General features: G+C 68.0%; 24 protein-coding genes. 16 read left to right on the plus strand and 8 right to left on the minus strand.

Going from position 1 to position 25,271, the window contains the following annotated elements; translation table 11 throughout:
- Positions 1-9: 9 nt before the first annotated feature.
- Both ACWF4Z_RS04400 and ACWF4Z_RS04405 read right to left on the minus strand, forming a co-directional pair.
- Positions 10-555, minus strand: a complete 546-nt coding sequence (locus tag ACWF4Z_RS04400) for an NUDIX hydrolase family protein (protein WP_452241512.1) — start codon at positions 553-555, stop codon at positions 10-12.
- A 14-nt stretch (positions 556-569) separates the two neighbouring features.
- Positions 570-1,205, minus strand: coding sequence for an AraC family transcriptional regulator (locus ACWF4Z_RS04405; RefSeq protein WP_452241513.1), 636 nt, complete (start codon positions 1,203-1,205; stop codon positions 570-572).
- 119 nt (positions 1,206-1,324) lie between these two features.
- Here ACWF4Z_RS04405 and ACWF4Z_RS04410 point away from each other — a divergent pair, with 119 nt between their 5' ends.
- Both ACWF4Z_RS04410 and ACWF4Z_RS04415 read left to right on the plus strand, forming a co-directional pair.
- A complete protein-coding gene (locus ACWF4Z_RS04410; protein WP_452241514.1) occupies positions 1,325-2,086 on the plus strand; it encodes a phytanoyl-CoA dioxygenase family protein in 762 nt (253 codons plus the stop codon).
- 30 nt (positions 2,087-2,116) lie between these two features.
- The gene (locus ACWF4Z_RS04415; protein ID WP_452241515.1) at positions 2,117-3,349 is read left to right on the plus strand and encodes an MFS transporter; all 1,233 of its coding nucleotides are present in this window, start codon (positions 2,117-2,119) and stop codon (positions 3,347-3,349) included.
- Here ACWF4Z_RS04415 and ACWF4Z_RS04420 read toward each other — a convergent pair whose 3' ends face one another.
- A complete protein-coding gene (locus tag ACWF4Z_RS04420; protein ID WP_452241516.1) occupies positions 3,350-4,102 on the minus strand; it encodes a hypothetical protein in 753 nt (250 codons plus the stop codon).
- Between the two features lie 55 nt (positions 4,103-4,157).
- Between ACWF4Z_RS04420 and ACWF4Z_RS04425 the strand changes: the two genes are divergently transcribed.
- Positions 4,158-4,802 carry an IclR family transcriptional regulator gene (locus ACWF4Z_RS04425; RefSeq protein WP_132150562.1) on the plus strand — a complete coding sequence of 215 codons (645 nt, stop codon included), beginning with the start codon at positions 4,158-4,160 and terminating at the stop codon, positions 4,800-4,802.
- Here ACWF4Z_RS04425 and ACWF4Z_RS04430 read toward each other — a convergent pair.
- A complete protein-coding gene (locus ACWF4Z_RS04430) occupies positions 4,799-5,281 on the minus strand; it encodes an Lrp/AsnC family transcriptional regulator (protein ID WP_452241517.1) in 483 nt (160 codons plus the stop codon). The genes ACWF4Z_RS04425 and ACWF4Z_RS04430 overlap by 4 nt on opposite strands.
- A 136-nt stretch (positions 5,282-5,417) precedes the next feature.
- Here ACWF4Z_RS04430 and hppD point away from each other — a divergent pair, with 136 nt between their 5' ends.
- The 7 genes from hppD (at position 5,418) to ACWF4Z_RS04465 (ending at position 11,971) form a co-directional block, all read left to right on the plus strand.
- Positions 5,418-6,620, plus strand: coding sequence for a 4-hydroxyphenylpyruvate dioxygenase (hppD, locus tag ACWF4Z_RS04435; protein WP_452241518.1), 1,203 nt, complete (start codon positions 5,418-5,420; stop codon positions 6,618-6,620).
- Positions 6,621-6,750: 130 nt separating this feature from the next.
- The gene (locus ACWF4Z_RS04440; RefSeq protein ID WP_452241519.1) at positions 6,751-7,236 is read left to right on the plus strand and encodes a hypothetical protein; all 486 of its coding nucleotides are present in this window, start codon (positions 6,751-6,753) and stop codon (positions 7,234-7,236) included.
- Between the two features lie 89 nt (positions 7,237-7,325).
- The gene (locus tag ACWF4Z_RS04445) at positions 7,326-8,714 is read left to right on the plus strand and encodes an FAD-binding oxidoreductase (RefSeq protein WP_452241520.1); all 1,389 of its coding nucleotides are present in this window, start codon (positions 7,326-7,328) and stop codon (positions 8,712-8,714) included.
- 150 nt (positions 8,715-8,864) lie between these two features.
- Complete coding sequence (locus ACWF4Z_RS04450) at positions 8,865-9,482, plus strand: hypothetical protein (protein WP_452241521.1); 618 nt, start codon at positions 8,865-8,867, stop codon at positions 9,480-9,482.
- Between the two features lie 6 nt (positions 9,483-9,488).
- Entirely contained in the window at positions 9,489-10,187 is a 699-nt protein-coding gene (gene cseB / locus ACWF4Z_RS04455) for a two-component system response regulator CseB (RefSeq protein ID WP_452241522.1), read from the plus strand.
- 42 nt (positions 10,188-10,229) lie between these two features.
- Complete coding sequence (locus ACWF4Z_RS04460) at positions 10,230-11,474, plus strand: HAMP domain-containing sensor histidine kinase (protein ID WP_452241523.1); 1,245 nt, start codon at positions 10,230-10,232, stop codon at positions 11,472-11,474.
- Between the two features lie 83 nt (positions 11,475-11,557).
- A complete protein-coding gene (locus ACWF4Z_RS04465) occupies positions 11,558-11,971 on the plus strand; it encodes a hypothetical protein (protein ID WP_452241524.1) in 414 nt (137 codons plus the stop codon).
- Between the two features lie 58 nt (positions 11,972-12,029).
- On the opposite strand, the gene ACWF4Z_RS04470 is transcribed toward ACWF4Z_RS04465, so the two are convergent.
- From ACWF4Z_RS04470 to ACWF4Z_RS04480, 3 genes are all read right to left on the minus strand, one after another.
- A complete protein-coding gene (locus ACWF4Z_RS04470) occupies positions 12,030-15,782 on the minus strand; it encodes an endo-alpha-N-acetylgalactosaminidase family protein (RefSeq protein ID WP_452241525.1) in 3,753 nt (1,250 codons plus the stop codon).
- Between the two features lie 363 nt (positions 15,783-16,145).
- Positions 16,146-17,345 carry a fumarylacetoacetase gene (gene fahA / locus ACWF4Z_RS04475; protein WP_452241526.1) on the minus strand — a complete coding sequence of 400 codons (1,200 nt, stop codon included), beginning with the start codon at positions 17,343-17,345 and terminating at the stop codon, positions 16,146-16,148.
- The gene (locus ACWF4Z_RS04480) at positions 17,342-18,205 is read right to left on the minus strand and encodes a hypothetical protein (RefSeq protein WP_452241527.1); all 864 of its coding nucleotides are present in this window, start codon (positions 18,203-18,205) and stop codon (positions 17,342-17,344) included. Before ACWF4Z_RS04480 ends, fahA begins: the two co-directional genes overlap by 4 nt.
- 74 nt (positions 18,206-18,279) lie before the next feature.
- Between ACWF4Z_RS04480 and ACWF4Z_RS04485 the strand changes: the two genes are divergently transcribed.
- Together ACWF4Z_RS04485 and ACWF4Z_RS04490 are read left to right on the plus strand one after the other, a co-directional pair.
- Positions 18,280-19,473, plus strand: a complete 1,194-nt coding sequence (locus tag ACWF4Z_RS04485; RefSeq protein ID WP_452241528.1) for a homogentisate 1,2-dioxygenase domain-containing protein — start codon at positions 18,280-18,282, stop codon at positions 19,471-19,473.
- Positions 19,474-19,527: 54 nt separating this feature from the next.
- A complete protein-coding gene (locus tag ACWF4Z_RS04490; RefSeq protein ID WP_452241529.1) occupies positions 19,528-20,166 on the plus strand; it encodes a hypothetical protein in 639 nt (212 codons plus the stop codon).
- Here ACWF4Z_RS04490 and ACWF4Z_RS04495 read toward each other — a convergent pair.
- Entirely contained in the window at positions 20,163-20,981 is an 819-nt protein-coding gene (locus tag ACWF4Z_RS04495; protein WP_452241530.1) for a polysaccharide deacetylase family protein, read from the minus strand. The two genes, ACWF4Z_RS04490 and ACWF4Z_RS04495, sit on opposite strands and share 4 nt — an antisense overlap.
- A gap of 74 nt (positions 20,982-21,055) precedes the next feature.
- Here ACWF4Z_RS04495 and ACWF4Z_RS04500 point away from each other — a divergent pair, with 74 nt between their 5' ends.
- From ACWF4Z_RS04500 to ACWF4Z_RS04515, 4 genes are all read left to right on the plus strand, one after another.
- The gene (locus ACWF4Z_RS04500; RefSeq protein WP_452241531.1) at positions 21,056-22,804 is read left to right on the plus strand and encodes a bifunctional metallophosphatase/5'-nucleotidase; all 1,749 of its coding nucleotides are present in this window, start codon (positions 21,056-21,058) and stop codon (positions 22,802-22,804) included.
- A 12-nt stretch (positions 22,805-22,816) separates the two neighbouring features.
- Positions 22,817-23,512 carry a FadR/GntR family transcriptional regulator gene (locus ACWF4Z_RS04505; RefSeq protein WP_452241532.1) on the plus strand — a complete coding sequence of 232 codons (696 nt, stop codon included), beginning with the start codon at positions 22,817-22,819 and terminating at the stop codon, positions 23,510-23,512.
- The gene (locus ACWF4Z_RS04510) at positions 23,509-24,252 is read left to right on the plus strand and encodes a creatininase family protein (RefSeq protein ID WP_452241533.1); all 744 of its coding nucleotides are present in this window, start codon (positions 23,509-23,511) and stop codon (positions 24,250-24,252) included. The genes ACWF4Z_RS04505 and ACWF4Z_RS04510 overlap by 4 nt, the downstream gene beginning before the upstream one ends.
- A gap of 89 nt (positions 24,253-24,341) precedes the next feature.
- Positions 24,342-25,271 carry an alpha/beta hydrolase family esterase gene (locus ACWF4Z_RS04515; RefSeq protein WP_452241534.1) on the plus strand — a complete coding sequence of 310 codons (930 nt, stop codon included), beginning with the start codon at positions 24,342-24,344 and terminating at the stop codon, positions 25,269-25,271.

Genomic DNA, 25,271 nt, shown 5'->3' on the forward strand with positions numbered 1-25,271 from the left:
CCAGTGGGATCAGACCACTGAGCCGGACCAGGCCAGGGCTTGTTTGAGGAGTTGGCCGCGGCCGCCCTCGAGGTCGGCGAGCAGGCTCGGCTGGAGCGCCTCGGCCGGGGTCAGCCACGTGAGCTCGAGGGCGTCCTGGCGGGGGTTGCACTCGCCAGTCACCGGTACGACGTACACGAGCGCGACCGCGTGCTGACGCGGGTCGTGCAGCGGTGAGACGCCGGGGAACGGCAGGTACTCCGCGACCGTGACCGGGACCAGGGTGGACGGGAGCCGTGGGAAGGCCGACGGGCCGAGGTCCTTCTCGATGTTGCGCTGCAGGGCGTCACGGACCGACTCGCCGTGCAGGACGCGGCCGGAGACCAGCGTGCGGGTGATCTCGTTGGTCGCGGCCGAGGTCCGCAGCAGGACCCCGACGTGCTCGATCTGGCCCAGAGTGTCGACGCGCGCCGGGACGGCCTCGACGTACAGGATCGGGACCCGCGATCGGGTCTCGGCAAGCGCGAACTCGGACAGCCACCCAGGATTCGGGTCAGGCGTACGCAGCGACGTCATGAGCACATCTTTACTTACGGTCTGAAAGCGGACCTGTACTGGGAGGGGCTAAGCCCGAAAGTGGCTCGGAAGCGGCGGGTGGCGTGGCTGGGATCGTGCCAGCCGACCATGGCGCCGATGGTCGCGATCGGTAGCTCGGTCTCGATCAGCAGGCCGGCGGCCCGCTCGGCGCGCACGCGGCTGAGGTAGGCCATCGGCGAGATGCCGGCGGCCTTGCCGAAGAGCCGGACCAGGTAGCCGGGAGCCAGGTTCACCAGCGCCGCGAGCCGGTCCAGTGTCCACTGTTCGTCGATGCTTGCCTCCAGCAAACGCATCGCGTGCTGAACCGCAGGATGCTGCCGCCCACCGCCGGGGACCAGCGCGCCGGAGAGCAACCCGAAGACGTCCGCACCGAGGTACGCATTGCGTACGACGAGGCCGGCGCAGTCGGTGTACCCGTGCCACTCACCCGGCCGCAGCACCACGACCGAGTCCGGTTGCAAGGCGACCTCACCGGCCGCGGACACGTGGACGCCGCGACCTGACACGACGACTGCGATCTCGAAGAAGGCATGACTGTGCGGCGCGACATCGGCCCCGAGTTCGAGCCGCTCGCCGGCCACGGGCAGGCGCTGATCGGGGAAGACCTGACTACTGAGGACGTTGTGCACCGCTCATCTCCACAGGTCAAGAACAGTCAAGTGCCGGTCAAGCATCGCCTGTCGCCGCGGAAGGCGCTTGGGTCAGGCTGGAAGCACCTTCCAGTCAAGGGATCCCGAGGAGTAGGCCGATGACCACCACTGACCCTACGGCACCCGCCGTACTCGATGAAGAGACCATTTCCGCCTATCGCCGCGACGGCGTGGTCCGGATCCGCAACATCATCGGCGCCGACGAGGCGGCCCGCTTCCGCGATGCCGCCGCGGCCGAGTCCGCCAAGGCGAGCGACAACGCCATGGGCTCACCGATCTTCAAGCAACACGTGAACGTCTGGCGGGACAACGCCGTACTCCGGGAGCTCACGCTCGATCCGCGCCTGGCCGCCGCGGCGACCGCTCTGGCCGGGGTGCCTTTGCGGATCTGGCACGACCAGCTCCTGATCAAGCCGCCGCACAACGGCGCGGCGACCGAGTTCCACCAGGACGCGCCGTACTGGCCGCATGGCGGTTCCCGGCACTCGCTGTCCGCCTGGGTCGCGCTGGTCGACGTACCGGTCGAGCGCGGGTGCATGACGTTCATCCCCGGCTCGCAGGACCACCAGAATCTGCGCAGCCAGAACCTGGCCGACCGGGACGACATGTTCCGCGCCGCGCCCGACCTGCGCTGGGAGGAGCGGTTGACGATCCCGCTGCGGGCCGGCGACTGCACCTTCCACAACGCCTACCTGGCCCACTCCGCCACGCCGAACCTCACCGACGACCCCCGCATCGCCCACGTCGCGATCTACCTGGACGCGGACACCACGTACACCGGGGCCGGCCATGTCGTCACCGACGGCCTCGGGCTCGCGGTGGGCGAACGGTTCGACGACGAACACTTCCCGAGGGTCTGATCGATCAAGTCGTGACATAAGTTGGTCGGCGTGGCCCTCCTGACCGATATCCGCCCTCTGAAGGAGTCGCCGGATTTCCGGCGCTTGTGGGTGGGATCGACGGTGTCGCAGCTCGGGCAGCAGATGACCGCTGTCACGGTGTCGATCCAGGTGTACGCGCTGTCGCATTCGACGTTCGCGGTCGGTCTGGTCGGGTTGTGCTCGCTGGTCCCGCTGATCGTGTTCGGGCTGTACGGCGGGGCGATGGCCGACGCGATCGACCGCCGGACGCTCGCGCTCGTCTCGTCGGCCGGGCTGTGGTTGCTGTCGATGGTGCTGGTGCTGCAGTCGCAGCTGCACTGGAACCAGGTGGGGATCCTGTACGCCGTCGTCGCCTGTCAGTCGGCGTGTTTCGCGGTGAACAACCCGGCCAGGTCCGCGATCATCCCGCGGCTGATCCGGCCCGAGCTGCTGCCGGCCGCGAACACGCTCAGCCAGGCCGCGTTCAACCTGGGCTTCACCGCTGGGCCGCTGCTCGGAGCGGCGGTGATCGCCTGGCACGGGTTCGCGGCGGCGTATCTGGTCGACGTGATCACGTTCACGGCTGCGCTGTACGCGCTGTTCCGGTTGCCGGCCGTGCCGCCGGAGGGAGTGATCCGGCGAGCCGGGCTGCGGTCCGTGCTCGAGGGGTTCACGTTCCTGCGGGCGGCGCCGGCGCTGCTGGCGACGTTCCTGGCCGACATCTTCGCGATGGTGTTCGCGCAGCCGCGGGCGCTGTTCCCGGCGGTGGCCGGCGCGTTCTTCGCGGGCGGGATTCGTACGGTCGGGGTCCTGCAGGCCGCACCCGCGATCGGCGCCTTGATCGGGGTGGTGTTCTCCGGCTGGGTGAGCCGGGTGCATCGCCAAGGCGTGGCGATCGTGGCCGCCATCACGGTCTACGCGGCGGCGGTCGGCCTGTTCGGGTTGTCCCGCACGATCTGGCTGGGCGTGGCCCTGCTCGCCTTGTCGGGGGCGGCCGACATGGTGAGTTCGGCGTACCGGAACACCGTGCTGCAGTCGGCCGCGCCGGACGCGATGCGCGGACGACTGCAAGGGGTTTTCATCGTGGTGGTCGCGGGTGGACCGCGCCTCGGTGACTTCGTCGCGGGTACGACGGCCTCCCTCACCACCCCGACCATCGCGCTACTCGGCGGCGCGACCGTCTGCATCGTCGGGCTGCTGATCCTGCTGGCCCGCAACCGGCCGTTCCGGGTGTACGACTCGCGGACCCGCGCGCTGAGCTGATCAGCCGCCGGTGACGAGCTTGCCGATCACCTTCAGCCAGGAGTCCGCGTCCGGATCGATCTGTTTCAGCGGCTTGTCGTCGGCCGTGAGGATCTTGCGGTCCCCGAGGGGCTTCTTCAGCTTAACCGCGGTGAGCGAAATGCTGGTGTCCGGCGGACAGACCGCGTTGCTCTCGATGAAGACCTTCACCGCGTCCGCGGACTCCACCACCCTCAGATCGAAGTCGCAGCCGATGGTCGACCCGACGAGGAAGTCCACGTCGTCGTGGCCGGGGGAGTTCTGGATCCACTTCAGGTACTTCGGCTCGTGCTTGTCGACCAACTGGTAGGCCGACACCGGCTCCTCGTCGTCCTCGATCACCTTGGCGCTGCCGCTGCCGAAGAAGCTGCCGAAGATCATCGTGACGCAGGGATCCTTGGAGTCCTTCGAGGGGCTGACCGCGCCGAACGCGGTGGCCGCGATGTAGCAGCCGTTCGCCTCGCGGTTCAGCGACACGTTGAAGCCGATCAGTGCGAGCGCCCCGATCACCATCGCCACGGCGAGCATCCGCCGTGACTTGACCTGCTGCGGACCGAGTACGCCGGCCTCGCGCCGAGCCTCCTCGGGGCTCGCCTCCGGATCGACCGGGTGCTGGCGGAACAGCGCCAGGATCGAGCTGGTCCACTGCGGGTTGATCACCGTCGGAACGGCGTACAGCAGGATCAGCACCACGATCACGGCGATGGCGGGGAGGAGCGCCCAGTAATTTCGCACGGCAGCAAGATACGGGGCCATCGGGCCGCGCCCGAAAAACGGATACGCTTCTGAGGTGCCGGCAGAGACCTCTCAGACTCTCGACCGGGGACTCACGGTCCTCGAGCTCCTCGCGGACGCCCCGGACGGCCTCTCCATCACCGAGCTGGCCGCGGCGCTGGGGGTCAGCCGGACGGTCGTCTACCGCCTGGTCAACACCCTCGAGCTGCACCGGCTGGTACGACGGGACAGTGAGGGCCGGGCGCGGTTGGGTCTGGCCGTGCTCCACTACAGCCGCCGCGTGCAGCCCACGCTCCGTGACGCCGCGCTGCCGGTGCTGCGGTCACTCGCCGAGGACACCGGCGCGACGGCGCATCTGACCGTGGCTGATGGTGACGAGGCGCTCGCGATCGCCGTGATCGAGCCGAGCTGGACCGACTTCCACGTCTCCTACCGGATGGGCTCCCGGCACGCCCTCGACCAAGGCGCCGCCGGCAAGGCCATCCTGGCCGGCCGCCGCAAGCCAGACCCCGCCGGCCGCCCCTTCGTCGTAACCTCCGGCGAACTCCAGGCCGGCGCCCAAGGCGTCTCGTCCCCAGTCCTGGGTGTCCCAGGCGTAGAAGCCTCCATCGGCGTAGTAGTCCTGGGCAAACTCGACCGAGACTTCGTAGGCCCCCGAGTAGCCAGAGCCGCAGTAGAAGTAGCCAAACGCCTCGCCTAGTTCTTGGTTGCTGCTTCTACCAAGGGGAGGACTCGGTGGGGGATTTGTTCGGCCAGGGCGATGACTGTGGAGGCTCGTTGGATGCCTCGGACTATGACTACCTGGTCGATGACGCGTTGGAGGTCGGCGTTCGAGCGGGCGACTATGCGGCACCAGAGGTCCTCGGCGCCGGTGATGGTGTGCACCTCCAGCACCTCGGGGATGCGGGCCAGGGCCTCGGCGACCGTGGTGTGCCCGGAGCCCTGTTCGATCTGGAGGGTGGCGAATGCCGTCACCGGATACCCGATCGCGACGGTGTCGATGTCCGGACCCCATCCACGCACCACGCCGTCACGCTGTAACCGGTCCAACCGCGCCTGCACAGTCCCGCGGGCGACCCCGAGCCGCCGCGACGCCTCCAACACGCCGACCCGCGGCTCGGCCGCGAACAGCCTCAGGATCCGAGCATCCAGCGCATCCACCGACACGAGATCTCCCACAGTGGTCAGACTGACCAAATAGTCCAGCAGTCACCCCATCATAATGGTCAACCTGCCCAGCAAAACAAGAAACTGTTGCGCAACCTGCAGCCCTCCCGCGAGGCTCGGTGCACACATCCGACCCGGGAGGATCACGATGACCAGCACCGACCTCACCCCAGCAGAGCTCGACGCCGATCTCGATCTCGACCAGCTCAAGCAGCTCGTCGGACTCGTGCCGTACGACGAGACCACCGACCCGTTCCCGGTCACCGCGATGGACGCGCTGGTCTTCGTGGTCGGTAACGCCACCCAGACCGCGAAGTACTACCAGCTTGCCTTCGGCATGGACCTGGTCGCCTACTCCGGTCCCGAGACCGGCAGCAAGGACAGCAAGTCGTTCGTCCTGAAGGCCGGTTCGGCCCGGATGGTGATCAGCGGCGGTGTCAGCCCGAAGAGCCCGCTGCTGGACCACCACCGCAAGCACGGCGACGGTGTCGTGGACATCGCGCTCGAGGTCCCGAACGTCGACAAGTGCATCGAACACGCCCGCCGGCAGGGCGCCGTCGTACTGGAAGAGCCGAACGACGTCACCGACGAGCACGGCACGATCCGCCGGGCCGCGATCGCGGCGTACGGCGACACCCGGCACACGCTGATCGACCGAAGCAAGTACGACGGCCCGTACCTGCCCGGCTTCGTCGCCGCGACCACGCAGGTCACCCGCCCCGAGGGTCACCCGAAGCGGCTGTTCCAGGCGATCGACCACGTCGTCGGCAACGTCGAGCTCGGCAAGATGGACGAATGGGTTGCCTTCTACAACAAGGTCATGGGCTTCATGAACATGGCCGAGTTCATCGGTGACGACATCGCCACCGACTACTCCGCGCTGATGAGCAAGGTGGTGGCCAACGGCAACCACCGGGTCAAGTTCCCGCTGAACGAGCCGGCCATCGCGAAGAAGAAGTCACAAATTGATGAGTTCTTGGAGTTTTATGACGGCGCCGGCGCCCAGCACATCGCGCTGGCGACCAACGACATCCTCCGGACCGTCGACATCATGCGCGCGAACGGCGTGGAGTTCCTCAACACCCCGGACTCGTACTACGAGGACGACGAGCTGCGGGCCCGGATCGGCCAGGTACGCGTGCCGATCGAGGAGCTGCAGTCGCGCGGCATCCTGGTCGACCGCGACGAGGACGGCTACCTCCTGCAGATATTCACCGCTCCGATCGGCGACCGGCCGACCGTGTTCTACGAGCTGATCGAGCGGCACGGCTCGCTCGGCTTCGGCAAGGGCAACTTCAAGGCGCTGTTCGAAGCCATCGAGCGCGAGCAAGAACGCCGCGGCAACCTGTAATTCCTTGCCACCAGCAACTGGACACGGCGTGTCGCTGTCCGATTACCGGAATGACTGTTGACGCAGGGGCTGTTCGCGTAGTGTGCGCCCTGAGTGTGCGTCGGGGCGCGTGCTCAGGAAGGGTTCTGTCATGAAGACTCTGGGCTTTCTGCTCAGCACAGCGGGCCTGGCCGGGGTGGGCGCGTTCGCCTTGGCCGCATCACCGGCCCTCGCCGCAACCACCGGACCGGCCGCGGAAGCCGCCTGTACCGGCCGATCGATCGCGTCAGCTCCGATGCTGCGCAACAACCAACCACCCAGCTGGGGCACGGTCCGGCTCGTCCGGGACAACTGCTCGAACTACTGGGCCGAGATCTCCATGGCATCGACGGTGGTCGCCAATGCCAAGGCCAACGCCTACCTGGTGCAGTACGGCGGTTCGAACGACGGCCGCGTGCTGAGCTGCGACGACAGCGGCGGCAACGGCGCCGTGATCGCCGGACAGCGCACCTGTCATACCGGCAAGGTCAAGGCGACCTCGGGGAGCATCACCTTCGCGGCCATCGGCCGTGAGTTCCACAACTACGGCAGCGGCTACGTCGAGATCTCCGAGAACGCGACCAAGCGGACTCGCTGACGCCGGTGGGTCCGTCCGGTGACTGTCTCATCTTGAGCCAGACACCGGACGGACGCGCACAACCGCGCCTGAGTTATTAGGCTCGACGTATGAGTGAGGTTGTCGAGCAGCTGCGGCAGGCGTTGCCTCCCGAGGCGCTGGTGACGGATCCGGACCGGATGGAGAGCTACCGGTACGACCGGGCGATGTTCTGCCCGGCCGGGATGCCGCTTGCCGTCGTACTGGCCCGGGAGACCGCGCACGTGCAGGCGGCGGTGCGGATCGCGAGCGAGGCCGGGGTCCCGATCGTTCCCCAGGGCGCCCGCTCCGGGCTGTCCGGAGCGGCGAACGCGCTGGACGGGTGCATCGTGATCTCGCTGGAGAAGATGGACAAGATCCTTGCCATCGACCCGATCGACCGCTGGGTCGTGACCCAGCCCGGCGTCTACAACGCCGTCCTGTCGCGGGCCGTGGCCGAGCACGGGCTGTTCTACCCACCGGACCCGTCCAGCTGGGAGTTCTGCTCGATCGGCGGCAACCTGTCCACCAACTCGGGCGGCCTGTGCTGCGTGAAGTACGGCGTGACCACGGACTACGTGCTCGGCCTCGAGGTCGTGCTCGCGGACGGCCGGGTGCTCCGGACCGGCCACAAGACTGTGAAGGGCGTGGCCGGCTACGACCTGGCGAAGCTGATCGTGGGTAGCGAGGGCACGCTCGGCATCATCACCGAGGCAACCCTCGCGCTCCGGCCGGAGGCGGCCCGCCCGCAGACGATGGCGGCCCTGTTCGGCACCGGCGTGGCGGCCGGCAAGGCGATCCTCGAGATCATCCGCAGCGGCGTCTCGCTCAGCCTGCTGGAGATCATGGACCGGACCACGATCCGCGCGGTGAACAAGCACCTACGGATGGACCTGCCCGAAGAAGCCGCGGCCATGCTGATCGCGCAGTCGGACGCGGGTGGCCAGGCCGGGGCGGACGACATCGCGCTGGTGGCGAAGCTGTGCCGCGAGCACGGCGCGCTGGAGTGCATCGAGGCGGAGGACGAGGCCGAGGGCGAACTGCTGCTCGAGGCCCGGCGGGTGGCGCTGACCGCGCTCGAGGTCTTCGGTACGACGATGATCGACGACGTCGCCGTACCCAGGTCGCGGTTGGCCGACTTCATCGGCCGGCTCGAGCAGTTGTCGGTGGAGCTTGACATCATGATCGGGGTGCTCGGGCACGCCGGCGACGGCAACATGCATCCGACGGTCGTGTTCGATCCGGCCGACCCAGGACAGGTCGAGCGGGCGCAGGTGGCCTTCGACCGGGTGATGGAGATAGGACTGGAGCTTGGCGGCACGATCACCGGCGAACACGGCATCGGCATGCTGAAACGCGCCTGGCTGGTGGAGGAGATCGGGCCGGTCGCGCTCGACGTGCACCGGGCGATCAAGAACGCGTTCGACCCGAAAAACATCCTGAATCCGGGCAAAATCGTCGCTGACCAGGTGCCGCGGTAGGGGTCACGCCGAGGTTGTGACCCAACCGCAATGCAACTGCCGAGGCCATTCGACGTCCACGGCCATCGAATGTGACGTGAGCCCAGCACTATGGAAGGTAGTTGTCTGAATCTCCGGGGGAAATCGATGAGGTCGGGTAGGAGGCGCCCTATGCATATGCATGTCGTGCGGCGGCTCCGCTGGGCGTTGCCTGCCGCCGCGACCGTGGCCGCGCTGACTGTCCTGTCGGCCTGTGGCAACGGCGGCGGCCTGCGGGTCGAGGGTGCCGAGCCGCTGGTGAGCAGCCCGGTGCCGACGCCGGCGACCGGCACCAACGGCGTCCGGCCGACGCCCAGGAAGACGCTGCCCGGGCCGGTCAACCTGGCCCAGGTCCGGCTCAAATTGCTCGCCGACAAGCGCCTCCCGACGTACTCGCGCAGGGTGCTCGCGAATTGCACCGTGATTTCGCGTTGCCTGAGCAGGGGTAAGACCGTTGATGTTATGCACAGCGGTACACCTCAGCAGATCGTCCTGATCCACACCCTGGAGAAGTTCGTGTTCGGCTTCTTCCTGATCGCCGTCGAGCCCTCGGGCCCGACTCCGGTCTGGAGCCTGGACGTCGAGCAGCCGACCGTGAACGCCAGCCCGCAAGGTGACCTGGTGGTCGAATCGAAGAAGTTCGCGATCGACGACAAGGTCTGTTGCCCGTCGGGCAGTCTGGTCGAGGTCTACCGTTGGAACGGTCGCAACATGACCAAGGTGAGCTCGACGGACCAAAAGGGAGACTGAAGCTCGGTGGTACCGGAAGAACCGGCAGCGCAAATTCTCATGGTCGAGGACGACGCGGTGATCCGTGAGGCGACCCAGTTGACCCTCGAACGCCATGGGTACGACGTGACCACGGCCGAGGACGGCCTGGAAGCGATCGAACGATTCGAGAAGATCCACCCCGACGTCGTGATGCTCGACATCATGCTGCCCGGCCTGGACGGGATCTCGGTGTGCCGCCGGATCCGGGAGACCAGCACGGTGCCGATCGTGATGGTGTCCGCGCGCGGTGACGCGCTCGACGTCGTCCTGGGGCTGGAGGCGGGCGCCGACGACTACGTGACCAAACCGTTCGACACGCAGGTCCTGGTGGCCCGGCTGCGGGCGGTGTTGCGGCGCGCGGTCTCCGATCCGGAGCGCCCGGCACCGGCGACCGGTTCCGGGGTCGAGTCGTTCGGCGACCTCGAGCTGGACCGGGAGGCCCTGGAGGTGCGCCGTGGTGGCAGCACTGTCCAGCTCACGCCGACCGAGCTCAAGCTGCTGATCGAGTTCGCCAACAACCCGGGTGTGGTGCTGAGCCGGTCGACGCTGCTGCAGCGGGTCTGGGACTACGAGTGGGGTGGTGACGGCCGCCTGGTCGACGTCCACCTGCAGCGGCTCCGGACCAAGATCGGTGCCGACCGCATCGAAACCGTCCGCGGGTTCGGATACAAGTTACGGGCATAGTGTCCTCCGGAAGGCTCTTGACTTCGGACGGAGGAGACTGAGGTGGGGCTGCGCGGCAAGCTCGGCCTGATCTTCCTGCTCGTCTCGTCGCTGGCCATCCTCGTGCTCTGCGTCGCGGTCTATGCCCAGGCGCAGTCGTCCCGGCTGGACCGCACGCGGGAGTCGGCGAACGAGCGGATCCTGGTCGCCCTGCAGAGCTACGACACCAACACCGTCGCGATCCTCGGGGCCAAGATCGATGATCCGGCGCTGCCGGCACAGCTCCGCGCTTCGGTGCTGGAAGGCCAGCGCAGCACGTTCCTGACCGGGTCGCCGCACGCCAAGATGTGGGCGGCGACCCGGACCAAGGACGGGAAGATCCTCTCGATCGACCAGGACTATCCGACCACCGACGACTCGATGCGGGCGTTGCGGCGGGCGTTGATCCTCGGTGGTTCCGCGACGGTCGCGCTGGTCGCGCTGGTCAGCGTGATCCTGGCCGGCCGGCTGTCCAAGCGGATCATCGCGGTCGCCGCGACGGCACGGCGGATCGCGGCCGGTGACCTGGACGCGTCGGCGGCCCAGACCGTTGGCAAAGGCAAGGACGAGGTGCAGTCGCTCGCGAACGCGCTCGACACGATGGCGAGTTCGCTGCGCGGTCAGCTGGAGGCGGAACGACGCTTCACCGCCGACGTCGCCCACGACCTGCGCACACCGGTGACCGGCCTGACCACCGCGGCCGAGTTGTTGCCACCGGGCCGGCCGAGCGAGCTGGTCCGGGACCGGGCCAAGGTGTTGCGCCGGTTGGTCGAGGACCTGCTCGAGATCGCCCGGTTCGACTCCGGCGTGGAGCAGGCCGACCTCGAGCTGGTCGGGCTCGGTGCCTTCGTCGGGTCGGCGGTCGCCCGGTTGCGGATGCAGCAGGCCCTCGCCCCGGACAGCGTGCTGGTGCACCAGGTCGGCAAGGACGTGACTGTCTCCACCGATTCGCGCCGGATCGAGCGGATCCTGGCCAATCTGATCGTCAACGGGCTGCGGCACGGCGAACCGCCGGTCGAGGTCACGGTCACCGGCCGGACCGTCGAGGTAGTTGACCACGGCAACGGATATCCCGAGGAGTTGATTGCCGAAGGCCCGCGTCGGTTCCGGTCCGGGATGGCCGAACGCGGCGTCGGGCACGGTCTCGGTCTCACCATCGCGGCCGGGCACGCCAAGGTTCTGGGCGCGGAGTTGACGTTCGGAGAGTCTCCGCGCGGGGGTGCGCTGGCCCGGTTGGTCCTCCCGGCCGAACCTGAGACGGAGTCGTAACACAACTATTCGCGCCGGAGCGGCGTCTCCTCTTGCGTCGGGTTCACCACGAGAACCCAATAACTCGAGGGGAAATCATCATCATGCGCTCTTTGTTCGTACGTCGCTCGGCCGCTGTCGTCGCCGGTGTCGCCCTGGCCGCCGGTGGTCTCGGAATCGCCGGAGCCCTGCAGGCCGACGCGGCCGGCACCAAGGTCGCCGCCGTGTCCGCTCCGGTCGCGGCGAAGTCGGTCACGATCAAGTCGGACAAGGCCACCGCGAAGGCCTGGGCCAAGGTCTCCTTCACCGGAAAGACCAGCGGCATCGCGAAGAACACCGTCGTTCAGGTGCAGCGTTTCGAGAACGGCAAGTGGGTCAACTTCCCGGCCACGACCAAGGTGACCGCCAAGGCGACCTACTCGGTGTGGGTGCAGAGCGGCCGCGTCGGCGTGAACAAGTTCCGCGTCGTCTCCGCGAACACCGCCAGCGCCGCGGTGAACGTCACCATCACCAAGTAGGACCCGAAGCGGCGCCACTTCCCGGGGGCGGGGGTGGCGCCGCTTCGCTTGTCAGCTCCTAGTGCGTGCCGTAGACGTTGAGTTCTGCGGCGGATCCGAAGGCGGCGCCGTTGAGCGAGCTGGTGCCGACGAACTTCACGAACCGGCCCGGCTTGGTGGTGAAGTTCACCCGCTGGGTCGCGGTGGAGTTGGGGAACTGCCCGGTCGCAACCGGCGTACCCCAGTCCTGGCCGTCGGCACTGACGTAGAGCTCGTAGCCCTTGAACATCCCGTTCGTCCCACTCTGCCGGGGCAGGTAGCTGAAGCCGTCCACCTGGTACGACGATCCGAGGTCGAGCGTGATGTGGTGGGGATAGGTTGCCGGGCTCGGCACCTCCGACCAGGCGGAATGCCAGATAGTACTGGGGTTTCCGTCCAGCGTCATCGTCGCCGCACCACCCGTGCCGACGTCCTCGCTGCTGACATCCGCCACCGTGATCCGGGACTGCGGCACGATCCCCGGCGGTAGAACGGCCGCTTCCGCACTGATCGTTGCCTGACCACCGGTTGCCGTCAGCACATACTTTCCTTCCGGAGTGCCGGCCGGCGGTGTCACATCCCAACGGGTGGTCACGCTGGTGCCGGGGGCAACGGTCGGGTGGGTCGCCGGGGTTGTTGCCGCGACGGTCCATCCTTCGGGAGCTGTCAGCCCGAGGGTGATGTTGTTGGCGGCAACGACATCGTTGTTGGTGAACGTGGTGACGACAGCATTCGCCTCACCCGAGACGAGACCGGTCAGGCCGGACAGCGCGACGGACGTACAGTCCGCCGGGGTTGACGTCGTACCGAGGTCGGTGACGGCGAAGTTGTCCAGGATGAAGTCCGCTTGGTCACCGCCGTCGGTGAGTTTGCGCAGGCCGACCCAGTAGTCGCCACCACAGCCGGCCACGAACTCCTGCTCGAACTTCGCCGTCGTCCGTTGCTCGCCGATCGGCGTCGACTTGAGCTCGACCGATCCCGGTCGATCCACACCCTGTACCCAGGCGTAGTTGCCCGCCCGACCGCTGGCGTAGTCGAAGCTGACCTTGTACTTGTGGCCAGGCTGGAAGTTCACCGTCGCCGGAGTGGTTCGGTAGACGAGGCCTTCGTTCTCCTCATGGGATTTGAGCGACCACTCGCCGTCGAGGACGTCGTCGACGAGCTTCCCGTTCCAGCCGGCCTGCGTGTACGGCGCATGCTTGCGAGCGAGCACCGTCCGTGGGTCCGTGATTCCGCCGGCATCGCCCTTCACGAAGGGACCCCAGCCTTGGTCGACATGCTCGAAGTCGTCGACGAGCCCCGCGGGTGGTCTGGTCGTCTCGACCACGCGGACATCGTCGATCCGGACCTTGGCGACTCCGGCCGGTGCCTTGACGGTCAGGTCGGCGCTGTTGCCCTTGGCATCGAAGACGACGCGGGCGCGTTGGTAGTAGGCGCCTTGTTTGTCGTCGGAGGCAACCAGGTTCTCCGCCGTCGACCTCGTCACCGCCGTACTGACGCCGTCGACGCCGATCGTGGTCGGTCGGGACTTGCCGGGCTCGACCTCGATCCAGGCCGATGCGCTGTAGGTGTGGCCGCGGGTCAGGCCGGTGATCCGCTGGCTCAGGCCCGATGCCTTGGTGCCCAGCGAAGCGACGTGTTGGCCGTTCTGCAGGCTGTCGATCGTTGCGCCGCCGGTCGCGTTCCAGGCCTTGAGGTTGCCTGCGTTGAAGCCGGGGTCCTGTAGGTGGGTGCTGTCACCCCAGTTCGCCGGGCGCGGGGTCGGCGCGGCGATCGGGTAGAGGACGTACGGCTGACCCTTGGCGGCGTCGAGGGTGATTGCGCCGTGCCGTGCGGTGACCGTGCCGGTCTTCACGCGGCCCGTGTCGGTGAGCTTGTAGACGGTGAACTTGGGCGCCCACGCGAGCGCCGACGGGACCTGCCAGGTGGTGACGCCGCCGGCCGGGTTGTAGTGGTAGAGCTTCTTGTTGTTGTCCCACGGGAGCAGGTACTTGTCGCCGTCGAGGACCTTCGCGGCATCGACGTACACGGTCCGTTCGCCGTTCTCGACCGCGCCGCGGACACCGCCCGTGAAGGTGATGTCGTTGCTGTTCCAGTCGGTGATCTTCTGCTGCTGCAGGAACTTGGCCGGCAGGTTCCGCTGCCAGATGTTGGTGTAGAAGGCGTTCCAGTCGGTCTCGCCGGTCCAGCCCTCGAACTCGACGATCGCGGACTGGCCGAGGATCGGATCGTTGTTCCAGACATCCTTCTCGTGGTTGCGGACGAACCGGATGATCTGCGAGTTCAGGCCCTTGTTCGTCGGACCGCCGTAGTCGAGGTCGTTGGCCCAGTGCGACCACAGCGAGGTGCGCTCGTGCCGGTCGGCCCATTCGGTCGCGATCTGCCAGCCCTGGTCGGCGAGCTGCCGGGTCAGACCGTCGGCGAGCCAGCCGGACTGGTAGTACACGTCGATGTAGAGCTCTTGCAGGTTCTTGTCGGTCTCGTCCCGCAGTTGCTGGAACCGCTTGATGATGTTGCCCGAGGCAAGATCTGGTCGCTGCTTGATGTAGTAGCTCTGGTTCAGCCAGTTCCAGCCCTTGGAGTTCTTGTCGACCAGGTCCTCGCTGAACGCGTTCGCCTCCGGGTAGGACTCGGTCGCGTTCACGTGGACCCCGAACGCGGCGTTCCAGTCCTTGCCCTTCTTGAGCAGGGTGTTGAGGTCGGTCAGGCCGCCGGCCCGGATGTTGTAGTTGCCACCGTAGTCCGGGTGAGCCGAGTCGTGGCCCTCAGCGCCGTACCCCTTCAGGATCGCCAGCTGCCCGAGCCCGTCGGTCGAGAGCGAGATGCGCTTCACGTCGTCGAGCGTGCGCAGGAACGGGTGCGTCGCCTGGCTGGCGAAGTTGAACGGGATGTGCGTGACGACCCGATCCTTGACCTGATCGCCGCCCTGCGGTTCGACCATGATCGAGCGGAACGCGATCGCGCCGTCCTGCCAGTCGACGGTCTTGTCGTGGTTCGCGTCCGGCGTGACCACGACCTTCGCCCAGGGGAGCGGCTCGGTGTACGGCGAGGTGTCGGCGCGGTAGGTCCACTGACCGCTCCAGACGCCGACGCGCGTGCTCCCGTCTGTCGCCTTGCGAGCCTGGTGCCAGAACCGGGCGCCGTCGTCGACCGACTGACCGGACGGCTTGTCGTAGGTCGAGTTCGACTCGATACCGGCGGCCAGCCCGTTGGTGTTGACGAACGCGTACGCCGCTCCCGTGGCGGACGGCTCCGCCGCGGTCGCCGAGGTGATGGGCGTGATCTTGTCCGCGGTCCGGGTCGAGTCCGGGTCGAGCGTGGTGAACGCGGTCGTCGCCCCGGCGTCCGTATTCGCCACCGAGACCAGATCCTGGTTCGGGATGTCGATCGTGTGCACGCGGGTTGCCTCGGTGTCGCGGACGGCGTCGATCGCGAACGTCGTCACCCGGCCGGCCACGCTGAGGCTCGCGCCCAGCTCGACGCCCGGTAGAGCGTCGAACACCAGCGTGTACGACGCTCGCCCGCCGGCAACCGTGGGTGGCGCCGCGAGCTGCGCGGGCCGCGCCACTCCGTCGATCGTCACGGTCGAGATCGCATCCGGCTGCCCGCCAAGGGCCTGCCCGGAGGCGTTGTCGACGTACTTGATCACCCGCGGGAAGTCGGCTCCCACGGTGACCGTCAGCTCATGCGACCGCAGCGTGAGGTCGCCGGCGGCGTGCGCGCCCGCAGGCACGCTCAGCACACCGGCCGTCAACGCTACAGCCAGTACTCCACACCCCACTGAACGTTTCATGCGCCAAAAGTTCGCACGTAACCGCTAGCTCGTCAAGAGAAACGAACAGTTATGAACAGTCTTGGCCAGGGAGGATGCGTCCGGTGACGATCCGAGCCATTTCAGGGGCCGGCCCCTGAAAGGGTGGGATGCGTAGGCGAAATACGAGGGGGCAACCCGACAGATCGAGGGTCGGCCCCTCAAATGGTGCTCGCCGGGGCGGGGCGGGCGGGGCGGAGGGGTGGTGCGCCGGGGGCGGGGCGGGCGAGGCGGAGGGTGGTGCTCGCCGGGGGCGGGGCGGGCGGGGCGGAGGGTGGTGCTCGCCGGGGCGGGGCGGGCGGGATTGGCGGGGGGTGGGGTAGGGCGGGCGGAGGGGGTGAGGTGTTAAGCGGGGAGGATTCGGCCGGTGACCTCGCCGAGGCCTAGGCGGGAGCCGTTTGCCCCGGTGGCCCAGGCGGTGATTGTCAGGTGGTCGCCGTCTTCCAGGAAGGTGTGGGGTTTGCCGTTCACGAGGAAGGGGTCTCGGCCGCCGTGGGTCAGTTCTATGAGGGAGCCGTATTGGGTCTTTTCGGGGCCGCTGATGGTGCCGGAGGCGTAGAGGTCGCCGGTGCGGAGGCTCGCGCCGTTGACGGTCAGGTGGGCGAGCATCTGGGCGGGGGACCAGTACATGTCCTTGTTCAGCGGGCTGGTGATCAGCTGGCCGTTGAGGTGGACCTCAAAGGTGATGTCGTAGTTGACCAAGTTCTGACCGGCCAGGTACGGCAGGACAGGCGGGTCCTGGGGTGGGAGCGGGACGGCCGACGCGTCGAGGGCGTCGAGCGAGACCACCCAGGGTGAGATCGAGGTGGCGAAGGACTTGCCGAGGAACGGACCGAGCGGGACGGTCTCCCAGGCCTGGATGTCCCGGGCGGACCAGTCGTTCACCAGGACGACGCCGTACACGTGATCGCGGAAATCCGCAACGGAGACAGGGGTTCCGAGGGTGGACGGCGTACCGACGACGTAACCGAGCTCGACCTCGATGTCCAACCGAAGCGACGGTCCGAACGTCGGAACGGTCGCATCGGGCGCCTTGCGCTGACCTGACGGCCGGACGATATCGGTGCCGCTGGCAACGACTGTGCCGGAGCGGCCGTGGTACCCGATCGGGAGGTGTTTCCAGTTCGGCAGGAGCGGCTCGCCGTCCGGACGGAACAGCCGGCCGAGGTTGGTCGCGTGCACTTCGGAGGCGTAGAAGTCGACGTAGTCGCCCACCTCGAACGGCAGCTCCATCGTGACCGCCGACTGCGGAATCAGGTGCGGCTCCACGGTGTCGCGATCGTTCTCGTTGCGCACCAGCTCGAGCAGCCAGTTACGCGTCGCGCGCCAGGCGGGCCGGCCGAGGGCCAGAAACCCGTTCAGCGTGGGCTGTGCGAACAGTTGCGCGCCGTCCAGCATCTGTGCGGACGCGACCGGCGCGAGATCGATGATCTGATCGCCGATCGCGGCGCCGACCCGCGGCTCCTCGTCCCCGTGCCGGAAGACGCCGAGCGGCAGATTCTCCGGCCCGAACGGCGAGTCGGCGGGGAGGTCGATCCAGCTCACAGGTCCCCCAAGAGGTTCAGAGTGTTCAGGTCCTGACGTGGCTCGTCGATACTGCACGAGCCGAACGACGTGAACCACCGGCGGGTGCTCGCGGCCCGCTCCTCGGTCAGCTCCCGCGCGCGTGCGGCCAGCTCGAGACCGTCGCGCCAGGCCAGTAGTTGAGCCATCTCATCCTGCGAAGAGCCGTCCAGCGATGCCCGCGTCGCCATCAGCACGTTCAGAAAGCCGTGATGCTCGAACCCGGTGTCCATCGCGGTGTGCCGGACCGCATTGTGCAAGCCGGCCGTGCACTTGAAGGCGACCTCGCGATCCAGGCAGGCCGTGATGAAGGCCGCCACCTGATCCTCGGACGGGAACCGCGAGGCATCGAGCCCACCGGTCCGCAGCTTGGCCGCATAACCCGCGTCCGCGACCACGTCGAGCGCGCGCTCCCACGCTCCCTCCAGGCCGATCTCGACGTACGCCGTCTCTTCGTCGAGGCAGTCGTCACACGCGCGGACCACGCGCAGTGCGTTGCGGGAGAGGTCGTCCTCGGCGCGCAGCCGCACCTCGATCGCGCGGACGTCGAGCTTGTCGGAGCGATCCCCGTACCGGACCGCCGGCTCGATCCCGCCCGCGCCGCCGGTGATCACGACCGCGACCTGCAGCCGCTCCGGTCCGGTGGCCTCGGCCGCGACCTTCATCAGGTCGTCGTCGGTGCAGATGAACAGACCGACCAGGTCGGCGTACGGCGACGCACGGTGCGTCCGGTGAGCGGCGACGGCCTCGGTCAGCGGGAGGTCCCCGGGTGGGAACATCGAGGCGTCGTCGACCAGGTGCCGGAACAGCGCCGGGGCAGTCAGGGCAGGCACGGTTGACATGGGTCCGAGCCTAACGGATGCTTTCGGTAAGCGGACGCGCGCGTTCGATTATCGGATACCGGGAGCAGTTTCTCATGGCGTTCTACCGGCAGGTCGGCGAGGTCCCACCGAAGCGGCACACCCAGTTCCGCACACCGGACGGCGGCCTCTATTACGAGGAGCTCATGGGCGAGGAAGGGTTCTCGTCGGACTCCACGTTGCTGTACCACGCCGGCGTCCCGTCCGCGATCGTCGACTCCCAGGTCTGGGACCTCCCCGACCTCGCCACGGTCGCCAACCACCCGCTCACGCCGCGGCACCTGAAGCTGCACGACCTGTTCGGCGACACGTCGAAGAGCAATGCGGTCGAGGACCGGCGGCTCGTGCTCGGCAACGGGGACGTCCGGATCTCGTACGTCGTCGCCGAGCAGCCCTCGCCGTACTATCGCAACGCCATCGGCGACGAGTGCGTGTACGTCGAGAAGGGGACGGCGACCGTGGAGACGGTTTTCGGCGTTCTCAACGCGGTCGAGGGCGACTACGTGATCATCCCGCGCGCGACCACGCACCGCTGGCTGCCCGGTCCGGACGGCGTCCATGCCTACTGCATCGAGGCCAACTCGCACATCGCGCCGCCGAAGCGGTACCTGTCCCGGTACGGGCAGTTCCTCGAGCACTCGCCGTACTGCGAACGAGACCTGCACGCATCCGCCGAGCCGTTCCTGGTCGAGGGCACGGATGTCGAGGTGCTGGTGAAGCATCGCGGGAACGGCGCGAGCGGGATCGTCGGCTCGCGGATGACGTACGCGACGCACCCGTTCGACGTGGTCGGGTGGGACGGCTGCCTCTATCCGTACACGTTCAACGTGAGCGACTTCGAGCCGATCACCGGGCGGATCCACCAGCCGCCACCGGTCCACCAGGTGTTCGAGGGCAACAATTTCGTGGTCTGCAACTTCGTGCCCCGCAAGGTGGACTACCACCCGCTCTCGGTGCCGGTGCCGTACTACCACTCGAACGTCGACTCCGACGAGGTGATGTTCTACTGCGGCGGTGACTACGAGGCGCGGAAGGGCTCCGGAATCGGCCTCGGCTCGATCTCACTGCACCCGGGTGGGTACGCGCACGGGCCGCAGCCGTCGGCGATCGAGGCGTCCCTGGGCGCGGACCGGTTCGAGGAGCTGGCCGTGATGGTCGACACCTTCCGTCCGCTGGAGCTCGGCGAAGGCGGCCAGGCGGTCGACGACGGTGTGTACGCCTGGACCTGGGCAGGGCGCCGCAAGTCCTGAGTCCCACACACCACGGGGAGCGCGCGTCGCCCGGTGGTGTGGGATTCTTGGCCGGTGAGCGAGCACGGGGAGGCGATCGAGGCGGTGGAGACATTCGTCGTCGGGCTCGATCGGGACGCGGTCCTGCGTCGGCGGCAGGTGATCCGGACGGTCGAGCGGCGCGGTGCCTGGGTGACGTTGGCGATCGGTGCCGTGGGCATCGTTGCGGCGATCTACGTGCTGGTCTCCTTCCGCGGCTCGGGGATGTGGCCGTTCGCGCTGTTGTTGATCCTGGCAATGACCCCGCTGGTGGCCAGCACCGTGCTGGTGTTCCGGATCGAGGCCGAGCGTGAGCGCTGGTACGCCGCCAACGAGCTGCAGCCGGTCGCGATGCGGATGACCGCGAAGGCGCTGGAGCTGGCCTGCGAGGGAGCGGCGTTCCCGGTGGTGCTGCCGTGGTCGGCGGTCCGCGGGTTCCGGCAGCAGAAGCTCCTCGGGCAGTACGCCCTCGAGCTCGACCTCGCTCCCGGAGTCGGCGCCACCAGCGCCGGTGTCCGTGGCCTGGACCAGCCGTCGGTCCGGTCCGTCGTGAAGCCGAACCCGCTGCTCCGGCCGACCGGCTTGTTCCTGGTCAAGGCCCTCGATCAACCCGTCCACATCATCGACGAGGCCCTCAAGCACTTCTCGAACGGGACGGCCGGAGTCAAGCGTTAGCAGGGCAGCGAGCGGAAGGTGTAGCCCTGTTTGGCGAGTTTGGTTAGGGCTTGGTCGAGTGCCGCGACGGTTTGGGAGCGGTTGCCGCCACCGTCGTGCATGAGGATGATCGCGCCGGGCCTGGCGCCGGACATGATCGCCTGCTCGATGTGCGCCGTACCGGGCTTCTCCCAGTCCTCGGTGTCGACGTTCCAGAGCACCTGACGCTGGTGGTACGACGCGGCGATCGCTTGGATCTTCGCGCTCGTGGCGCCCTCCGGCGGCCGGAGGCAGTTCGACTTGATGCCGAGACCGATCTCCTGCCGTACCTTCGCGTCCGGGAGCCGGGTCAGCGTCTTGTGGTCGTAGGTGTGGTTGCCGACGTGGTGCCCGGCGGCGCGCTCGGCCGTGACCAGCTCCGGGAACTGCGCCACCTGGATCCCGATGACGAAGAACGTCGCGTACGCGTGATGCTTGCGCAGCACCTGGAGGATCTGCGGCGTGTACTCACCCTGCGGTCCGTCGTCGAACGTGAGGAACAGCACCTTGCCGTGGGCGGTCAGGTCCCAGTCCGGCACGGCCGTCGCCGGCGTGACCGGGGTGACCGGCTTGCCGGAGTGGTCGGCAGGCTTCTGCGGTCGGGCGGCCGGGCCTTGTTTGCGGCTGATCGGTGAACTGAGCCGACCACCGGACGAGCCGGACGAGGCCGACGCGAGCACGACGGGCGCCGAGGCGCCGGTGTGGTTCTGGTCTTTGGGCGTGGCAGTTTGGGCGAGGACGGCACCGCAGAGCAGGGCGGCGACCAACGGCAGAAGCTTGCCGGGCGAGTTGGCCATGGGCGGCATCCTCTCGCGGAGGCAGGGGCATCCGGAAATCGGGGCCACGGCGTGTCGCCCGTATCGTGTCCGCCGTGGCTTCGGAGACTGTGCGGCTGACCGTGATGGGCACCACCGATCTGCACGGCAACGTGGTCGATTGGGACTACTTCAAGAACACTGAGTACGACGACGCCGCGCACAACTCGATCGGCCTGGCCAAGGTCTCGACCTTGGTCGCGGCGGTCCGCAATCGCATCGCGGCCGATCCGTGCGCGCCACGCCCGCTGCTGCTGGATGCAGGCGACACCATCCAGGGCACGCCGCTGGCGTACTACTTCGCGAAGATCGAGCCCATCACCGGCGGCGCGATCCACCCGGTGGCCGCGGCGATGAATCTGATCGGGTACGACGCGGCCGCGCTGGGCAACCACGAGTTCAACTACGGCCTCGACATCCTGCGCAGGTTCGAGCGGCAACTGACCTTCCCGCTGCTCGGTGCCAACGCGACGGACTGGACCTCGGGTCTGCCGACGTTCCCGCCGTACGTGCTGAAGCGGGTGGAGGTGCCGGACCAGGATCCGATCACGGTCGGGATTCTCGGCCTGACCAACCCGGGGATCGCGATCTGGGACAAGTCGATCGTCGATACCCGGCTGGCCTTCGGCGGCATCGTCGAAGCGGCGGCGCTCTGGGTGCCGCGGGTCCGGCGGGCGGGTGCGGACGTGGTGATCGTCGCCGCGCACTCGGGGATGGACCTGTCCTCGTCGTACGGCGATGCCCTGCCGGTGCCCGAGAACGCCTCGGTCCTGATGGCCGAGACCGTCCCCGGGATCGACGCTGTCCTGGTCGGGCACGCGCACCTGGAGATCCCCGAGCGGTTCGTGACGAACCGCGACACCGGCCGGCAGGTTGTGCTGAGCGAGCCGCTGAAGTGGGGGATGCGGCTGTCGGTGATCGACCTGGAGTTGCGGAAGGCCGACGGTCGCTGGACGGTGGTCGGCCGGCAGGCTCAGGTACTGAACGCGAACACCGTCGACGCCGATCCCGAGGTGGTCGCCGTACTGCGTGCGGATCACGAGAAGGTCGTCGAGTACGTCAACTCGAAGATCGGCACGTGCACGGTGCCCATGTCCGCGGCGACCGCCGCGTGGGAACACACCGCCGCGCTGGACTTCATCCTCCACGTCGAAGCCGCTGCGGTCTCGAAAGCCTTGACGGGTACGCCGGAAGCCGCGCTGCCGGTGCTCGCGGTGGCGGCCCCCTTCAGCCGGTCGGCCGCGATCCCGGCGGGCGACGTCTCGATCCGCGACGTCGCCGGGCTTTACCCCTTCGACAACACGCTCGTCGCGGTGCAGCTGACCGGCGTACAGCTCAAGGAGTACTTGGAGTTCTCCGCGAAGTACTTCCACCAGCTGACCGGTACCGGGCCATTCACTCCTGACCAGCTGACCAATGCGCCCAGCGCGACTGCGCCATCCGGCACACCTGACTACAACTACGACATCATCGGCGGCCTGACCGAATCGCTGACCTACGCGATCGACCTCGCCGAGCCGGTGGGTTCGCGGATCCGGGACCTCGCGTACGGCGGGCTGCCGGTCGCGGACGACCAGGAGTTCGTGGTTGCGCTCAACAACTACCGTCACTCCGGCAGTGGCAACTTCCCGCACGTCCCCAGCGCCCCGGTCGTCTACAACCAGCAGTTGGAGATCCGCCAGCTCCTGATCGACCACGCCACCGCGGTCGGTGTGCTCGACCCAGCCGATTTCCCTACCGGCACCTGGACGCTCGTCTACAGCGGTGCCCCGCTGCGAACCCTTGACCGCGGAATGGCTAAGTGATTTAGTCACTTTGTGAGTTACTCAGCGGCGGAGATGCCACCCAGCCTGTCGGACCGGTTGACCGAGTCGATCCTCGGGATCATCCGTGCCGGCGGGCTCGGGCCGGGGGATGCGATCCCCTCGGCGCGTGAGCTGGCGAAGCGCTTCGCGATCACCACGCCGACGGTGCGCGAGGCTCTCCGTAAGCTGGAGGCGACCGGGGCCGTCGAGTTCCGCCACGGCTCCGGGACGTACGTCGGCCCGACGATCAACAACGTCGTCCTCGCGAACCCCCATCGCCCGCCGATCACCAAGGAGTCGGTGCTGCAGCTGATCAGCGCCCGCCTGGTGATCGAGCCGGCCATCGCCGCGGAGTCTGCGGTCGCCCGCCGCCCGGAGAACCTCGAGCGCCTGGAGGCGGCGGTCACCAACGCCCTCGTCCCACCAGGCGGTCCGGCGTTCGCACTGAACTTCCACATCGAGTTGGCCGCCGCCTCCGGAAACCCTTTACTCCAAGAGGTTCTCGCATCCCTGCTGAAGGTGCGGGTCCGCGAACAGCAGCAGATCCGGGCCCTCTACGACAACCGTCAGCGCGACCACCAAGAGCATCGCGCGATCGCCAACGCCGTCCGCGACGGGGACGCCGAGGCCGCACGGGAGCTGACCGGCAGGCACCTGGCCAACATCCGCAAGGCCGTTCAGGCCGCGAGCTTCCCGGAGCTGCCATGAAGCTCGCCGAGATGACCACGGACGAGGCGCAGCAGGCCGTACGACGTTCGCCGCTGGTGATCCTGCCCGTAGGCGCGCAAGAACAGCACGGCGGCGGGATGGCGATGTCCACCGACATCGTCCGCGCGGTCGGTGTCGCCGAGCGGGTCGCCGAACGGCTGGCCGGCCGAGCCGTCATCGCACCGCCCGTCCCGTACGGCGTTTCCCCGCACCACCTCGCCTTCGCCGGCACGATGTCGTTGTCACCGGCAACCTTCATGAGCATCGTCCGGGACCTGATCACCAGCCTGCGACAGCACGGCTGGCGACGGTTCCTCGTCATCACCGGGCACGGAGGGAACAACGCCGCCCTGTCCGTGCTCGCGCAGGAATACGTCCGCAGCGACGTCATGTTCGCGTGGACCCCGGTCACGTCCGTGGTGTCGGACCTGATCACCGACGTCAGCGCGGTGCACGGTCACGCCGGTGAGGCGGAGACCGCGCAGATGCTCTACCTCGCCCCCGACCTGGTCCACGCCGATCGCCTGGAGCCGGGAGCGACCACGCTCGACGAACTGAGCACACCGGCCCGGCTGTCCCGGCAGACGCGTGGACCGCGGCTGTCCGTCGGGTTCGACGCGTATCACAAGCGTGGCGTGCTGGGAGATCCCCGCCGCGCCACTGCCGAGGACGGCCGTCTGCTCATCGAGACCGCCGCCGACCGGATAGCCGCCTTCGCCGACGAGCTGCTCTCGGCCTGACCCAGCTACGCACACACTGGACCCGTCCGACACGGCTCCAGGCGCGAGCCTGCCCGCCTGCAGGCCGCTTGCCCGAGGAGGCACCCCTGATGACCTTCGCACGCCTGAAAGTCCCGCACCTGAAAACTCTCGCTGCCATCGTGGTGACGGCCGGCCTGGTGAGCGCCGTACCGCTCGTCCCGGCAACAGCCGCCAAGGGTTCGCCTGGTTGCCGCCAGCAAGCACTCCCGACCGGCGACTACACGGTCGAGAGCGGGGGACTCACCCGGACCTACCGCCTGCATGTCCCGGCGAAGTACACCGCGGCGAAGACCTATCCGCTGATCCTGGTCTTCCACGGTCGCGGCAAGACCGGTGCCCAGACCGAAGCGTTCTCCGACCTGTCGACGCTCGACGCGATCGTTGCCTACCCCAACGGTGTCGTCGGCGACGAGAACAAGCAGGCCTGGCAGGGAGCGCCGTACGCGGCCAAGGGCGTCGACGACGTGAAGTTCACCGGCGATCTGCTCGACCAGCTGGAGGGCAAACTCTGCGTGGACACCACCGCGGTCTACGCGACGGGCAAGTCGAACGGCGCCGGCTTCACCGGAATCCTCGCGTGCCAGCTGGCCGACCGGTTCGCCGCGATCGCACCGGTGTCCGGCGCCTTCTACATCCAGGGCACCCACTGCGCGCCGAGCCGCCCGGTCCCTGTGCTCGACATCCACGGCACCGGCGACACCACGATTCCGTACGGCGGCGACGGTGAGCGCGACCTGCCGAGTGTCCAGACCTGGGTCCGTGACTGGTCGGTCCGCGATCATTGCGACGCCAACCCTCGCCAGAGCCAGTTGGGCGACGACGTCCTGAAGTTCACCTACAAGGGGTGCAAGGCGGACGTGGTCCACGTCGCCGTCACGGATGGCGGCCACAGCTGGCCGGGGTCCGACGCGTCCTCCGGTCCGGGGTACGTCACCCAGACGTTCGAGGCGCACGAGCTGATCGGTGCGTTCTTCAAGTCCCACAAGCTGAGGTCGTGA

The organism is Kribbella sp. NPDC055071 (assembly GCF_053608045.1).

Bases quoted from the DNA above. Each gene is read 5' to 3' on its own strand.
- ACWF4Z_RS04480 (WP_452241527.1), bottom strand. From the start codon at position 18,205: ATGTCAACCGTGCCTGCCCTGACTGCCCCGGCGCTGTTCCGGCACCTG.
- hppD (WP_452241518.1), top strand. From the start codon at position 5,418: ATGACCAGCACCGACCTCACCCCAGCAGAGCTCGACGCCGATCTCGAT.
- ACWF4Z_RS04485 (WP_452241528.1), top strand. From the start codon at position 18,280: ATGGCGTTCTACCGGCAGGTCGGCGAGGTCCCACCGAAGCGGCACACC.
- ACWF4Z_RS04410 (WP_452241514.1), top strand. From the start codon at position 1,325: ATGACCACCACTGACCCTACGGCACCCGCCGTACTCGATGAAGAGACC.
- ACWF4Z_RS04515 (WP_452241534.1), top strand. From the start codon at position 24,342: ATGACCTTCGCACGCCTGAAAGTCCCGCACCTGAAAACTCTCGCTGCC.
- ACWF4Z_RS04440 (WP_452241519.1), top strand. From the start codon at position 6,751: ATGAAGACTCTGGGCTTTCTGCTCAGCACAGCGGGCCTGGCCGGGGTG.
- ACWF4Z_RS04510 (WP_452241533.1), top strand. From the start codon at position 23,509: ATGAAGCTCGCCGAGATGACCACGGACGAGGCGCAGCAGGCCGTACGA.
- ACWF4Z_RS04495 (WP_452241530.1), bottom strand. From the start codon at position 20,981: ATGGCCAACTCGCCCGGCAAGCTTCTGCCGTTGGTCGCCGCCCTGCTC.
- ACWF4Z_RS04470 (WP_452241525.1), bottom strand. From the start codon at position 15,782: ATGAAACGTTCAGTGGGGTGTGGAGTACTGGCTGTAGCGTTGACGGCC.
- ACWF4Z_RS04445 (WP_452241520.1), top strand. From the start codon at position 7,326: ATGAGTGAGGTTGTCGAGCAGCTGCGGCAGGCGTTGCCTCCCGAGGCG.
- ACWF4Z_RS04400 (WP_452241512.1), bottom strand. From the start codon at position 555: ATGACGTCGCTGCGTACGCCTGACCCGAATCCTGGGTGGCTGTCCGAG.
- ACWF4Z_RS04450 (WP_452241521.1), top strand. From the start codon at position 8,865: ATGCATATGCATGTCGTGCGGCGGCTCCGCTGGGCGTTGCCTGCCGCC.
- ACWF4Z_RS04465 (WP_452241524.1), top strand. From the start codon at position 11,558: ATGCGCTCTTTGTTCGTACGTCGCTCGGCCGCTGTCGTCGCCGGTGTC.